Origin of the sequence: Euryhalocaulis caribicus (genome assembly GCF_000412185.1) — a bacterium.
GTDB classification, from domain to species: Bacteria; Pseudomonadota; Alphaproteobacteria; order Caulobacterales; family Maricaulaceae; genus Euryhalocaulis; species Euryhalocaulis caribicus.
On record NZ_ASJA01000006.1, the window covers coordinates 73,509 to 86,265 of the forward strand.

The window sequence follows — 12,757 nt, forward strand, 5'->3', positions numbered from 1 at the left end:
TTGTTGGCCTAGTCTTCGTCCCCGACCAGATAGGACACGTCCCGCTGGCGCTGCGACAGGTGCTCGCCGCCATCGATGGTGATGACCTGTCCGGTCATGGAGGGCGTGGCCAGGATGAACTCGACCGCCCGCACATGGTCCTCCGGCTGCGCGCCGCCCTGCATCGGGTTCATGCGGTGCGCCTTTTCGAACTGGGCGTCGCTCTGGCCCGGCGCGGGCAAGGTCAGGCCCGGCGCGATGGCGTTCACCCGCACCGCCGGGGCCAGCGACATCGCCATCGTCTTGGTCGCGCCCAGCAGGGCGTATTTGGACAGCGTATAGCTGAAATGGTCCGGGTTCAGGGCGAACAGCTTCTGGTCCAGCAGATTGATCACACAGCCCGAGGCGCGCTGCGTGTGCGCTTTCGCCATTTCGCTGGCCAGCAGCACCGGCGCCATCAGATTCACTTTCAGATGCGTCAGGAACTGGTCCGGCGCCACGTCCTGCGGCGTGTCGGCCTCGAAAACAGAGGCGTTATTGATAAGCGCGTGGACAATCCCGATATCAGAGATGAAGGCGCGCGCAGCCTCGACATCCTCGAGGTCGAATCCGGCCAGATCGGCATGTCCCCCCGCATCCCTGATCTCGTCCCGGACCGCGCGCGCCGCTTCGTCCGAACTGTTGTAGTGAACGATCACCCGCCACCCGGCGCGGCCAAGACCAAGTGCGATCGCCCGCCCGATACGCTTGCCAGCGCCGGTAACCAGAGCGACTTTGTCTGCCATGAGCGGCGCCCCTGAATCCGAAAACAAAGATCGCGCGGGTGATGACGCAAAGACGCCGCGCACGCAAGCGCGCGGCCCCGGCGTCATCGCCGACTATGTGCGCCGCCTGCCGGGAAAGCCGGGCGTTTACCGCATGCTGTCGGAGACCGGCGACGTCCTCTATGTCGGCAAGGCGCACAATCTGAAAAAGCGCGTGTCCAGCTACACCAAATATGCCGGACACTCGAACCGCATCTCCCGCATGATCCACGAAACCGCCTCCATGGAATTCGTGGTTACGGCGACGGAGACCGAGGCGCTGCTGCTGGAAGCGAACCTCATCAAGCGCTACCGGCCGCGCTACAACGTGCTGCTGCGGGACGACAAATCCTTCCCCTACATCCTCGTGCGGCGCGACCATGAAGCGCCGCAAATCCTCAAGCATCGCGGATCGCGCAAGAAACAGGGCGACTATTACGGCCCGTTCGCCAGCGCCGGGGCGGTTAACCGCACGCTGGACATTCTCCAGAAGGCTTTTCTGCTGCGCACCTGTTCGGACAGCGTCTATGACAGCCGTTCGCGGCCCTGCATGCTGCACCAGATCAAGCGCTGCTCCGGCCCCTGCACGGGAGAGATCAGTGAGGCCGACTACAACAAGCTGGTCGAGCAGGCGAACGACTTTCTGAGCGGAAAGTCGGTGGAGCTGGTCGCCGAACTTCAGAAGAAGATGGCCGCCGCCGCCGAGGACATGAATTACGAGCAGGCCGCCCAGTATCGCGACCGCATCCGCGCCCTGTCCGCCGTCACGGAAACCCAGGGCATCAACCCGCAGGGGATCGAGGAAGCGGACGTCATCGCGCTGGCCATGGAAGGCGGGCAGTCCTGCGTGCAGGTCTTCTTCTTTCGCGCCGGGCAGAACTGGGGCACGCGCTCCTATTTCCCGCGCCACGACAATGACGCGGAAGCAGGCGAGGTTCTGGGGGCCTTCCTGGCGCAATTCTATGACGACAAGCCGGCCCCGCGCCTGGTCCTGGTCAATCACGATTTCGAGGAGCGGGAGCTGCTGGGCGAGGCCCTGACCGTGCGGTCCGAGCGCAAGGTGGAAATCCGCCCCGCCCGGCGCGGCGAAAAGGCCAGCGTTCTGGGGCAGGCGGAAAACAATGCGCGCGAGGCGCTGGTCCGCAAGATGGCCGAGACCTCGACGCAGGAGAAATTGCTGCGCGGCGTGGCCGAGGCTTTCGATCTGGACGCGCCGCCCAAGCGGATCGAGGTTTACGACAACTCCCACATCATGGGCACGAACGCGCTGGGCGCGATGATCGTCGCCGGGCCGGAAGGCTTCGAGAAAAGCCAGTACCGCAAGTTCAACATCAAGTGGGACGAGACCGAGCCGGGCGACGATTACGCCATGATGCAGGAAGTCCTGACCCGCCGCTTTTCCCGCCTGATGAAGGATGAAGAGAAAGGCTCGGGCAACCGCCCGGACCTTGTGCTGATCGATGGCGGCCGCGGGCAGCTTTCCTCGGTGACCGAGGTGATGGACGAGCTGGGTCTGGCCGACATCCCGCTGGTCGCCATCGCCAAGGGGCCGGACCGCGACGCGGGGCGGGAGACCTTCTTCATGCGCGGCCGCCCGACGATGAAGCTCGAACCCGGCAGCCCGGTGCTCTATTATCTCCAGCGCCTGCGGGACGAGTCCCACCGTTTCGTGATCGGCGGCCACCGCGCCCGGCGCAAATCGGCCGCCAGCCAGAACCCGCTGGACGAAATTCCGGGCGTTGGCGCGTCGCGCAAGAAGGCGCTGCTGGCGCAATTCGGTTCGGCCCGCGGGGTCAGCCGCGCCGCGCTGGCGGACCTTGAGAAGACCCCGGGCGTTTCAACCGCGCTCGCCCGCAAGATTTATGACTGGTTCCGCGAATAAAGGACCGCCTTTTGACCTCGCTTCCCAATATTCTGACGCTCGGCCGCGTGGCGCTCGCCCCGTTGGTCGCCGCCCTCATCATCGCCGGCTGGCCGGCCGCCGCCGTGTCGCTTTTCATCCTTGCGGCGCTTCTGGATCTTCTGGACGGAAAAATCGCCCGCGCCATGAAGACCGAATCCGCCTCCGGCGCGGCGCTGGACCCCATCGCCGACAAGATCCTGGTTGCGCTGGTGCTGCTGGCGCTGGGCGGTTCCGGGATGCTGCAAACCTGGCACCTGATCCCCGCCGGCATGATCCTGCTGCGCGACATTCTGATTTCCGGCGTGCGCGAGTACGCAGCCAAGGCGGGCGTCTCGCTTGCCGTCACCGGGCTGGCCAAGTGGAAAACCACGGCGGAGTTCGTGGCGCTGGCCCTTCTCATCGTCTCGCCCATTGATGGCGGCGGCGCGCTCTATATGGGCGGACTCGCCGCGCTGTGGCTCGCCGGGGCGTTGTCGGCCTATACCGGCGCGCAATATCTTCTCTCCATGAGGAAAGCCGGATGAGCCAGGACAGCCGGGAAGACGCCCGCAAGGGCTCGCACCTCCTTGTCGTCGATGATGACGACCGCATCCGGTCGCTTCTGAAGGATTATCTCGGCAATAACGGCTACCGCGTCTCAACCGCTGCCAACGCGGCGCGCGCGCGGTCCCTGATGCTCAGCCTCGATTTCGACCTGCTGATCCTCGACGTCATGATGCCGGGTGAGGACGGGTTTTCGCTGACCAAGGGCGTGCGGGAGAAATCCCGCGTGCCGATCCTGCTGCTGACCGCGCGCGGCGAATCCACCGACCGGATCGAGGGGCTGACCGCCGGCGCCGATGACTATCTCGCCAAGCCGTTCGAGCCGGAGGAGCTGCTGTTGCGCATCGACGCCATATTGCGCCGCGCCCAGCCCGCGCCGAAGCCGGAAACCGTGCGCTTTGGCGATTTTCGTTACGCGCTGGAATCGCTGGAGCTGGCGCGGGAGGATGGCGAGGACTCGGTGCGCCTGACTCAAGGGGAGGCGGCGCTGCTGACCGCGCTGGCCGCCAATCCCGGCAAGCCGATGGAGCGCGAGGCGCTGGCCGCCCGCACCGGCGCGGGTTCGGGCCGCGCCGTGGACGTGCAGGTCGCCCGCCTGCGCCGAAAGATCGAAGCCGACCCCCGCGCCGCCCTGCACCTGCAGACCGTCCGCGGCGCCGGCTACAAGCTGATCGCCGAGGCGGAAGAAGACGGCGGTTGAGCTACAGCTTCAGCCGCCCGTGCGTCAGGTCGGAATAATCCTGCGCCAGATCGCGGATCAGCTGGCCGACCTCGAACTCCACGCCCGCCATTTCCCGCACCGGGGTAATCTCCACCGCGGTGCCGGTGACGAAACAGCCCTGAAAATCAGACAATTCCTCCGGCCGGATATCGCGCCGATTGACCTTGACGCCGCGTCGCTCGGCCAGCGCGATGGCCGTGGCGCGCGTGATGCCGTCCAGGATGCAGTCGCCCTTGGGCGTGTGCAGCTCGCCATCCTTCAGGAAGAAGATGTGCGATCCCGTGCATTCGGCAATCAGACCGCGCCAGTCCAGCATCATGGCGTCGGAAAAACCTTCCCGCTCCGCCGCGTGCTTGGACAGGGTGCAGATCATGTACAGGCCCGCCGCCTTCGCCTTCACCGGGATCGTCTTCGGGTCGGGCCGCCGCCAGTCGGACAGCGTCACGCGGATGCCTTTCTCCCGGTCCTTGAAATAATCCCCCCACGGCCACGCCGCGATGGCCACGCGCACGTCATCGGGGTCGGCGGTCACGCCCATCTGGTTGCTGCCGCGCCAGATCACCGGGCGCAGATAGGCCGTCTCCAGCCCGCATTTTTCCAGCGTTTCACGCTTGACCGCCTCGATGTCCGCGCCGCTGAACGGGACCTTCATGTCCAGCAGTTTCGCCGAATTCAGTAGCCGGTCCGTATGGGCCTGACTCTTGAAGATTTCGCCGTCATAGGCGCGCTCGCCCTCGAACACGGACGACGCATAGTGCAGGCCGTGGCTCAGCACGTGAATCTTTGCGTCTTTCCAGTCGACGAAGGATCCGTCCATCCAGATCACGCCTTCGCGCTGGTCGAAAGGAACGACGCTCATAAACTCTCTCCGATTCCGGCTGATAAAGCGCTAGGCTAGCATCAATGAGCCCGCTCAAGAAATATCTCCCCAAGGGTCTGTACTGGCGATCCTACCTGATCATCCTGCTGCCGATCGCCATCATGCAGACTCTGGTCGTTTTCTCCTTTTTCGAGGAGCACTGGCAAGCCACCACGGCCCGCCTGTCGGAAGGCGTGGCCGGCGATGTCGCCTTCCTCGTGCGCATCCATGAAGACGCGCCCGAAGAGTTTCCCCAATGGGCCGCGCGGGCGGAGGAAGCGACCCAGATTTCCGCCGTGATCTCGCGGGGCGAGGAATTGCCGGACAATGTCCGGTCTTCCTTCTTCTCCGCGCTGGACCGCGCCCTGCGCCGCGCGCTGGCCGGGCGGCTGGACCAGCCTTTCTGGTTCGACACCACGCGCTATCCCAACCATGTCGATATCCGCGTGCAGGTGGATGAGGGCGTCATGCGCATCATCGCCCGGCGCGATCAGGTCTTCGCGCCCACCGGCTATATCTTCCTGGTCTGGCTGTTCGGGGCGACGGTGATCCTGGCGCTGGTCTCCATCCTGTTCATCAAGAATCAGGTCCGGCCGATCGAGCGTCTGGCACAGGCGGCGGAGGAGTTCGGCATGGGCCGCGATCCGGAACGCTTCAAACCCGCCGGCGCCAGCGAGGTCCGCCGCGCCGCGCTCGCCTTCATCCAGATGCGGCAGCGCATCCGCCGCCATCTGGAACAGCGCACGGCCCTTCTGGCCAGCGTCAGCCACGATCTCCGCACCCCGCTCACTCGCCTGAAATTGCAGCTGGCCCTGATGCCGGAAGGCCCGGCGCGCGAAGCGGCCCGCAAGGACGTGAAGGAGATGGAGGCGATGCTGGAGGAGTATCTCTCCTTCGCCAAAGGGCAGGGGGTGGAGGACGCCGCCCCGGCCGATCTCGCCGCCCTGCTGCGTCAGGCCGCGGATGACGCCGCCCGCGGCGGCATGGACGTGGCGGTGGAGGGCAGCGACGAAGTCAGCGCCCCGGTGCGGGAACTGGCGATCAAGCGCGCGGTCGGCAATCTCATCGCCAACGCTGCCGCCCATGCCGATACGGTCCGCCTGTCCCTGAAGGCGGGCGAGGGGGCAGTGGAAATCCTGATCGACGACGACGGCCCCGGAATCCCGCAGGACATGCGGGAGGAAGCCTTCACCCCCTTCAACCGGCTGGACCCCGCGCGCAACCAGAACCGCAACGGCGTCGGACTCGGCCTCGCCATCGCGCGCGACATTGCGCGCGGCCATGGCGGGGACCTCTATCTGGATGATTCGCCGCTGGGCGGCCTTCGCGCCGTGGTGCGCCTGCCGGTCTAGCGCCTAGCGGCCCAGCTCTTTCGCCTTGCGGGCCGCCGCGTCGACGGCGGTGCGGACCAGCCGGGGCAGGGTGTCGGTGTTCTGCGAGAGAACGTCCAGCGCCGCGGCGGTGGTGCCGCCGGGGGAGGTGACCTCCTTGCGCATGTCCGCCGGGTCCTTGCCCTCGGCCTGCATGAACAACGCCGCGCCGATCACGGTCTGCTGCGCCAGCTGGCTCGCCAGCTCCTCGGGCAGGTCCTGCGCGCGCGCCGCGCCGGCCAGCGCCTCGGCGAACAGGAAGATATAGGCGGGGCCGGAGCCGGATACCGCGGTCAGGGCGTCCAGCTGGTTTTCCGTTTCCACCTCGGCGACAAAGCCGCCGGGCTCCAGAACGCTGCGCGCCTTGGCTTTCTGGTCGTCGGTGACATTGTCCGCGCAGACAAAGCCGCACACGCCCGCGCCGATGGCGACCGGCGTGTTGGGCATGACCCGGATCACGCCGCGCTCGCCGAACACCGCCTGCAGGGAGGCAATGGTCCGGCCCGCCGCGATGGAAAGGATCACCGCGTCTTCATTGATCTTGCCGGCGACTGCGCCGCCGACCTTGTCCATCATCTGGGGCTTCACGCCCATCATGACGACATCGGCCTCGACGCCCTCCGGCCATTCGGCCTCAAGCCGCGCGCCGTGCTTTTTCACCGCGGCCTGCGTGCGTTCGCCCGGATTGGGGTCCACGACCAGAACTTCGGATCCTTCGAAACCGGCTTCCAGCCAGCGCTCCAGAAGCGCTCCGCCCATCCGGCCGGCGCCGATCAGCGCCGCGCGTACTCGTTTTGCCATTTATGCCTGACCAACTGTCTCGAACATTGCCGCGTCCGCGGCTTCCTTCGGAGACTTACCCGCCCAGATCAGGAAATTGAAGGCCGGGAAGAAACGATCCGCAGCTTCGGTGGCCGCGGCAATCATCGTGGAAACCTGCAAAGGCCCCGCATTCTGGCCGATCAGCGGCAGCGTGCTGCGATACACGATCGCCTGCTCTTCTTCCCATGAATCGAAGTGGCCCAGCGGCAGGCGCTCGTTCACGCGCGCCATCAGGTCGCACAGATCCGCGCGCCGCGAAGGCGGGGTCTTGATGTCCAGGCCCAGATGAAGGTGCAGCGTCTGCACGTCCGGCCGCCACGCAAACCACAGCTGATGGTCGGACCACGCCCCGGCGATGGCGAAATGCACTTCCAGCATGTCCCGCTCATACGGGTGCTGCTCTTCCATCAGAACCTGCTCGACAATGTCCAGCGGTTCGTCGCTGGCGAATGTCTGTTCGATGGTCTGGTCCATGTCGCTTCCCCCAGCTCGGCAGGGCTCGAATCGCCCTGTAGGAGAAACGGTATGGGTCCGCCGGAGCGCGCGCAACATATTGCGCCGCTATGGCCTGTGGACACTAAGTCTAGATGTCAGTCGGTTTTCGGCTTGCGCGCCGCGGAGGCCTTGCGCGGGCTGGCTTTCTTCGCTGTGGACATTGCTTTTTCCAGCGCATCCACGCGTTCGCGCAATGCAGCGGCTTCCTCTTTCGCCTCCAGCGCGGCCAGCTTCATGGCCTCGAATTCCTCGCGGCCCACAAGGTCCATGTCCGCGATCACCCGGTCCATCTGGCCGCGCACCACGGCGCGCATTTCGTCGCCGGCGCTCTTGGCCGCTCCGGCCGCGTTGGTCATCAGGTTGGCGAAATCTTCGAAAACGGGATTCTTGCTTTGCATGGGTGAAAACTACTCCTGCGCGGCGTTCCGGTCCACATGGCGCGGCGCCGCGCCTTTCGCCCCGGTCCGCTTTCCGCTAATCCCGGCCCAACACTCCGATTGCCATGAGGCGACACGCATGATCGAAGCCGGCCTGCCTTTTCCCGAGTGGCTCCAGCCCAATATTTTCACCATCGGCCCGGTGGAGCTGTTCGGCCGTGAATGGGCGTTCCCGCTGCGCTGGTATGCGCTGGCCTATATCGCCGGCCTGCTGCTGGGCTGGCGCTATGTGCTGATGCTGGTGCGGCGCGACCGGCTCTGGACGCGCGAACCCGGCGCAAAGGGCAAATCCCCCATATCGCCTGAGGCGGTGGACGACATGTTCATCTGGGCGGTGGTCGGCGTTATCGCGGGCGGGCGGCTCGGCTATGTCCTGTTTTACGATACCAGCCTGATCTGGACGAACCCGTTACAGATCCTGATGACCTGGCAGGGCGGAATGAGTTTCCATGGCGGCCTGATCGGCGTCGGCCTCGCCATCTGGTTCTTCGCGCGCTCGCGCGGCATCGGCGTCCTGCGGCTGGCCGATCTGTTCGCCGCCGCAACGCCCATCGGCCTTTTCTTCGGCCGCATCGCGAACTTCGTGAATGGCGAGCTCTGGGGTCGCCAGACCGATCTGCCCTGGGCGATCCGTTTCCCGGCGGGCGACTATGTCCCACGCCATCCCAGCCAGCTTTACGAGGCGCTGATGGAGGGGCTGATCCTGTTCGCGGTGATCTTCGCCGCCACCTGGCGTTTCAAATCGCTCAGCCGCCCCGGCATGAATACCGGTCTGTTTCTTGTCGGATACGGCGTCTCGCGCATCCTGCTGGAATTCGTGCGCGCGCCCGATGAACACATGCAGGCGCTCTATGACCAGTACACGTTCGGAATCACCATGGGCATGATGCTGTCTGTTCCCATGGCGCTGGCCGGGCTCTGGCTGATCCGTCTCGCGTTCAAGACGCCGGCCGCCCCCGCCACGGCATGACGGAAATCCGCGAACGCCTGATCCGGCGCATCCGCAGCGAAGGTCCGGTCTCCATCGCCGCCTATATGGCCGAGGCGCTGTTCGACCCGCGGGAGGGTTTCTACGCGACACGCGACCCCATCGGCGCCGGGGCGGATTTCATCACCGCCCCGGAAGTCAGCCAGATGTTCGGGGAGCTGATTGGCCTGTGGTGCGTGGAAGCCTGGCGCGGCATGGGCGCGCCGGACCCGTTCCACCTGATCGAGCTTGGACCGGGGCGCGGCACGATGATGAGCGACGCCCTCCGCGCCGCCAGGCTGGACGAGGGGTTCGCCAGAGCCGCCCGCGTGCATCTGGTCGAGGCCAGCCCGGCCCTCAAGAACGTGCAGGCCCAGACGCTGGCCAGCGCGCCGTTCCAGATCGGCTGGGCCGATGCGCTGGAAGATGTCCCCGCCGGCCCGTCCATCATTCTCGGCAACGAATTTCTGGACTGCCTGCCTCTGCGCCAGTTCGTGAAGCATGGCGGCGAATGGCGCGAACGCCTGATCGGTTTTGCGCCCGATACGGACGACGCGCTCGCCTTTGTCCTGTCGCACGCCCCGGCCAGCGATCTGGAAATCGAACAGATCGCCGAGCCCCTGCGCGATGCGCCGGAGGGCGCGCTGGTCGAAACCCGCCCCGGCGATGCGTCTCTTGTGGATGCCATCGCCCGGCGGTTCCGCGCCGATCCGGGCCGCGCCCTGCTGATTGATTACGGTCCGGCGGACAGCGAAACCGGAGACACGTTCCAGGCGATCAAAAGTCACGAGAAAGTCGACCCGCTGACCGATCCCGGCAAGGCGGACCTGACCGCGCGCGTCGATTTCGGCGCCCTGAAGCGCGCCGCGGAAGCCGCCGGCCTTTCCGCCAGCGCGCCGGTGGAGCAGGGCGCCTGGCTCACCGCGCTCGGCATCGAACAGCGCGCCGCCGCGCTCTCCATGTCCGGCAAGGCCGATCGCGGCCTGATCGTGCGCCAGCTTCACCGCCTGACCTCTGACGACCAGATGGGAGCGCTGTTCAAGGCGATGTGCCTCAGCGCGCCGGAACTTCCCTCCGCGCCCGGCTTTTGATCTTTAAGTCCGTCCCGGCAATCACTAGCGTCAGGCCCATGACCCTTATCCCCATACAGGCCGAAAACCTCAGCCGCCTGCCCGGCGTCCGCCACGCCTTCTTCACGCGTGAAGGCGGCGTCTCCGAAGGTCTCTATAAAGGTCTCAATTGCGGCGTCGGCTCCAATGACGATGTAAAGGCCGTGGCGGAGAATCGCCGCCGCGCCAGCGAATGGCTGGGCGGGACCTCCGACCGCCTGATTACGCTCTATCAGGTCCATTCCGACATCTGCCTGCGCGCGGACGAACCCTTTGCGGATCGTCCGCAGGCCGACGCCACGGCCAGCGAAACTTCCGGCCTGATCCTCGGCGTCCTCACCGCGGACTGCGCCCCGGTCCTGCTGGCGGACGCGGAAGCCGGCGTTGTGGGCGCGGCCCATGCCGGCTGGAAAGGCGCGCTGCGCGGCGTGGTGGAATCCACCGTTTCCGAAATGGTCTCGCTCGGCGCGACGCGGGAGAAGATCGCCGCCGCGGTCGGCCCCTGCATCGCTCAGCCCAGCTATGAGGTCGGTCCGGAATTCAAGGAAACCTTCCAGAAGGAAGACTGGTCCTTCGACCGCTTCTTCACGCCTGGCCAGGGCGGACGCTTCCAGTTCGATCTCAAGAGTTTTGTCGCCGAGCGCCTCGCCCAGGCCGGCGTCGGATCGATAGAAACTGCCCCGCACGACACCTATGCGGACCCGGAGCGCTTCTATTCCTATCGCCGCGTGACGCATGAGGGCGAGGGCGATTACGGCCGCATGCTGTCGGCCATCATGCTGGATCCGGCATGAAGGGCCGCGTCCTGATCATCGCCGGCTCTGATTCCGGCGGCGGCGCCGGTATTCAGGCGGACATCAAGTCCGTCACCGCGCTGGGCGGCTACGCCATGACCGCCATCACCGCCCTGACCGCCCAGAACACCAAGGGCGTGCACGGCGTTCATCCCGCCCTGCCGGACTTCGTGGCGCAGCAGATCGCCGTCACCGCGGAAGATCTCGGCGCCGACGCCATCAAGATCGGCATGCTGGGCGTGAAGGAGATCGTGGAGGCGGTCGCCGACGCGCTGGAAACCGCTGCGCTGGACGCGCCTCTCGTTCTCGATCCGGTGATGGTCGCCAAGGGCGGCCAGAGCCTGCTGGACGAGGCCGCCGTCTCCGCCATGCAGGACCGCCTTATCCCGGGCGCATCGCTGGTAACGCCCAACGCGCCGGAGGCCGCACGGCTGACCGGCGAGACGGTGGAAGACCTGCACGGCCAGCGCCGCGCGGGCGAGGCGCTATTGAAGGCTGGCGCGAAAGCCGTGCTGATCAAGGGCGGCCACATTCCCGGCGACACCATCCACGATGTTCTGATGACCCCGGCGGGCGATCACATGTTCGACGGCCCCCGCATCGACACGCGCCACACTCACGGCACCGGCTGCACGCTGGCCTCCGCCATCGCCACGCGGCTGGCGCAGGGCGACGACCTGCCCACCGCCGTCGATGACGCCCGCGCCTATGTGCTGCGCGCGATAGAGACCGCGCCCGGCTACGGCGCCGGGGCCGGCCCGCTCAACCATGCCTGGCCCTGTTCCGGGTCCGATCTCGGGCGTGGCTAGCCCAGCACCGTCGCCAGCGCCCCGGTCACCCGGTCGATATCGTCGTCATTGGCGTGCAGGTGCGGCGTGATGCGTAGGCGCGGCCCGCGCTGGGAGATATAGACATTCTTCTCCGCCAGTTGTGGGATCAGGGTATCCGGCGCGCCATCCGGCAGGGCGGCGGTCAGATAGTGGTTGGCCCGGTCCGGCGCGCCGCCGCAATCCAGCCCCGCTTCCTCCAGCGCTCGCGCCAGCGTCGCGTTGAACGCGCCCAGGGTCTCGCTCACCGCCTCCGGAGTCCACTCGACGATCTGGCTCAGCGCCGCCTCGACCATCGGCAGGAGCTGGAAATTAGAGCGTTCCCCCATGTCGAACTTGCGCGCCCCCGGCTCGTAATCGTCGGCGTAGTTTGTCAGCCCGGCAAAATCCTCCGCCCCGCGCCGCACGATCCAGTTCTCCTCCAGCGCCTGTCCGCGCCAGTGCCGTTCGGCCACATACAGCGTCCCGGTGGAGTAGGGGCCCAGCTGCCACTTGTAGCAGGCCGCCACCGCGAAATCGGGATCGACCGCCGCCGCGTCGAACGGCAGCGCCCCCAGCGACTGCGTCAGGTCCAGCGCCAGCGCCGCGTTTGCCTCGCGCGCGGCGGCGGCGATCCTCTCCAGATCCAGCCGCCCGCCATCGACCCAGTGCACCTGCGGCAGCGCCAGCACGGCGCAGCCCCGGTCCAGCGCATTCAGCACCGCGTCGGTCCAGCTTTCATTGGCGCCACGCGCCGCCATGCGCACATTCGCCCCGCGCGCCGCGGCCAGCTTCCGCCAGACATAAATGTTGGAGGGAAACTGGTCGGCCAGCGTCAGGATCGTCTGCCCCTTCTCCACCGGCAGGTTCCGCGCCGCCGTGGCGAGGCCGTAGGAGGCGGCGGGGACCAGCGCCACGTGATCGGCGCTCGCCCCCCACAGCTTCGCGGCCAGCTCCCGCACCCGCTCGCTGGTGGAGAAAAAGTCCGGCGGCGTGGTCTTCCAGGGCGCGGCCCGGCTCTCCAGCCCCTCGCGCCCCGCCTTCGCCGCCGCGCTCAGCAGCGGCCCCATATAGGCGGCGTTGAAATAGGCGACATCGCCCGGAACCTCGAAAACATGACGCTGATTGGAAAGCATGACGCCTCGCCTC

The 12,757-nt window shown here is 66.6% G+C and carries 14 protein-coding genes; 8 read left to right on the forward strand and 6 right to left on the reverse strand.

Annotated elements, in window-relative coordinates:
• Window positions 1–8: 8 nt before the first annotated feature.
• Window positions 9–764, reverse strand: a complete 756-nt coding sequence (locus L338_RS06755; RefSeq protein ID WP_022697609.1) for an SDR family oxidoreductase — start codon at window positions 762–764, stop codon at window positions 9–11.
• Here L338_RS06755 and uvrC point away from each other — a divergent pair.
• From uvrC to L338_RS06770, 3 genes are read left to right on the forward strand one after another with little or no spacing between them, the layout of a single operon-like run.
• Window positions 763–2,664 (forward strand): excinuclease ABC subunit UvrC, encoded by a 1,902-nt coding sequence (gene uvrC / locus L338_RS06760; RefSeq protein WP_022697610.1) that lies wholly within the window; start codon window positions 763–765, stop codon window positions 2,662–2,664. The two genes, L338_RS06755 and uvrC, sit on opposite strands and share 2 nt — an antisense overlap.
• 11 nt (window positions 2,665–2,675) lie before the next feature.
• Entirely contained in the window at window positions 2,676–3,209 is a 534-nt protein-coding gene (locus L338_RS06765) for a CDP-alcohol phosphatidyltransferase family protein (RefSeq protein ID WP_022697611.1), read from the forward strand.
• Window positions 3,206–3,928, forward strand: a complete 723-nt coding sequence (locus L338_RS06770) for a response regulator (RefSeq protein ID WP_022697612.1) — start codon at window positions 3,206–3,208, stop codon at window positions 3,926–3,928. The genes L338_RS06765 and L338_RS06770 overlap by 4 nt, the downstream gene beginning before the upstream one ends.
• A gap of 1 nt (window position 3,929) precedes the next feature.
• Here L338_RS06770 and L338_RS06775 read toward each other — a convergent pair whose 3' ends face one another.
• A complete protein-coding gene (locus L338_RS06775) occupies window positions 3,930–4,808 on the reverse strand; it encodes a branched-chain amino acid aminotransferase (RefSeq protein WP_022697613.1) in 879 nt (292 codons plus the stop codon).
• Window positions 4,809–4,852: 44 nt separating this feature from the next.
• On the opposite strand from L338_RS06775, the gene L338_RS06780 reads away from it, so the two are divergent.
• The gene (locus tag L338_RS06780; RefSeq protein WP_022697614.1) at window positions 4,853–6,160 is read left to right on the forward strand and encodes an ATP-binding protein; all 1,308 of its coding nucleotides are present in this window, start codon (window positions 4,853–4,855) and stop codon (window positions 6,158–6,160) included.
• Window positions 6,161–6,163: 3 nt separating this feature from the next.
• On the opposite strand, the gene proC is transcribed toward L338_RS06780, so the two are convergent.
• The 3 genes from proC to L338_RS06795 all read right to left on the reverse strand — a co-directional run bounded on the left by proC (window position 6,164) and on the right by L338_RS06795 (window position 7,893).
• Window positions 6,164–6,979, reverse strand: coding sequence for a pyrroline-5-carboxylate reductase (gene proC, locus L338_RS06785; RefSeq protein WP_022697615.1), 816 nt, complete (start codon window positions 6,977–6,979; stop codon window positions 6,164–6,166).
• A complete protein-coding gene (locus L338_RS06790) occupies window positions 6,980–7,474 on the reverse strand; it encodes a type III secretion system chaperone family protein (RefSeq protein WP_022697616.1) in 495 nt (164 codons plus the stop codon).
• A 116-nt stretch (window positions 7,475–7,590) separates the two neighbouring features.
• Window positions 7,591–7,893, reverse strand: a complete 303-nt coding sequence (locus tag L338_RS06795; protein ID WP_022697617.1) for an accessory factor UbiK family protein — start codon at window positions 7,891–7,893, stop codon at window positions 7,591–7,593.
• A gap of 118 nt (window positions 7,894–8,011) precedes the next feature.
• Here L338_RS06795 and lgt point away from each other — a divergent pair, with 118 nt between their 5' ends.
• From lgt to thiD, 4 genes are read left to right on the forward strand one after another with little or no spacing between them, the layout of a single operon-like run.
• Window positions 8,012–8,902 carry a prolipoprotein diacylglyceryl transferase gene (lgt, locus tag L338_RS06800; protein WP_022697618.1) on the forward strand — a complete coding sequence of 297 codons (891 nt, stop codon included), beginning with the start codon at window positions 8,012–8,014 and terminating at the stop codon, window positions 8,900–8,902.
• Window positions 8,899–9,990 (forward strand): class I SAM-dependent methyltransferase, encoded by a 1,092-nt coding sequence (locus L338_RS06805; protein WP_022697619.1) that lies wholly within the window; start codon window positions 8,899–8,901, stop codon window positions 9,988–9,990. The genes lgt and L338_RS06805 overlap by 4 nt, the downstream gene beginning before the upstream one ends.
• A gap of 38 nt (window positions 9,991–10,028) precedes the next feature.
• Entirely contained in the window at window positions 10,029–10,802 is a 774-nt protein-coding gene (gene pgeF, locus L338_RS06810; RefSeq protein ID WP_022697620.1) for a peptidoglycan editing factor PgeF, read from the forward strand.
• Window positions 10,799–11,611, forward strand: coding sequence for a bifunctional hydroxymethylpyrimidine kinase/phosphomethylpyrimidine kinase (gene thiD, locus L338_RS06815; protein WP_022697621.1), 813 nt, complete (start codon window positions 10,799–10,801; stop codon window positions 11,609–11,611). The genes pgeF and thiD overlap by 4 nt, the downstream gene beginning before the upstream one ends.
• On the opposite strand, the gene L338_RS06820 is transcribed toward thiD, so the two are convergent.
• On the reverse strand, window positions 11,608–12,744 hold the full coding sequence (locus tag L338_RS06820; RefSeq protein ID WP_022697622.1) for an aminotransferase class V-fold PLP-dependent enzyme: 1,137 nt from the start codon (window positions 12,742–12,744) through the stop codon (window positions 11,608–11,610). The two genes, thiD and L338_RS06820, sit on opposite strands and share 4 nt — an antisense overlap.
• Window positions 12,745–12,757 lie beyond the last annotated feature (13 nt).

Coding starts and splice junctions, on each gene's coding strand:
- uvrC (WP_022697610.1), top strand. CDS start 763: ATGAGCGGCGCCCCTGAATCCGAAAACAAAGATCGCGCGGGTGATGAC.
- L338_RS06755 (WP_022697609.1), bottom strand. CDS start 764: ATGGCAGACAAAGTCGCTCTGGTTACCGGCGCTGGCAAGCGTATCGGG.
- L338_RS06770 (WP_022697612.1), top strand. CDS start 3,206: ATGAGCCAGGACAGCCGGGAAGACGCCCGCAAGGGCTCGCACCTCCTT.
- L338_RS06775 (WP_022697613.1), bottom strand. CDS start 4,808: ATGAGCGTCGTTCCTTTCGACCAGCGCGAAGGCGTGATCTGGATGGAC.
- L338_RS06780 (WP_022697614.1), top strand. CDS start 4,853: ATGAGCCCGCTCAAGAAATATCTCCCCAAGGGTCTGTACTGGCGATCC.
- proC (WP_022697615.1), bottom strand. CDS start 6,979: ATGGCAAAACGAGTACGCGCGGCGCTGATCGGCGCCGGCCGGATGGGC.
- L338_RS06790 (WP_022697616.1), bottom strand. CDS start 7,474: ATGGACCAGACCATCGAACAGACATTCGCCAGCGACGAACCGCTGGAC.
- L338_RS06795 (WP_022697617.1), bottom strand. CDS start 7,893: ATGCAAAGCAAGAATCCCGTTTTCGAAGATTTCGCCAACCTGATGACC.
- lgt (WP_022697618.1), top strand. CDS start 8,012: ATGATCGAAGCCGGCCTGCCTTTTCCCGAGTGGCTCCAGCCCAATATT.
- L338_RS06805 (WP_022697619.1), top strand. CDS start 8,899: ATGACGGAAATCCGCGAACGCCTGATCCGGCGCATCCGCAGCGAAGGT.
- pgeF (WP_022697620.1), top strand. CDS start 10,029: ATGACCCTTATCCCCATACAGGCCGAAAACCTCAGCCGCCTGCCCGGC.
- thiD (WP_022697621.1), top strand. CDS start 10,799: ATGAAGGGCCGCGTCCTGATCATCGCCGGCTCTGATTCCGGCGGCGGC.
- L338_RS06820 (WP_022697622.1), bottom strand. CDS start 12,744: ATGCTTTCCAATCAGCGTCATGTTTTCGAGGTTCCGGGCGATGTCGCC.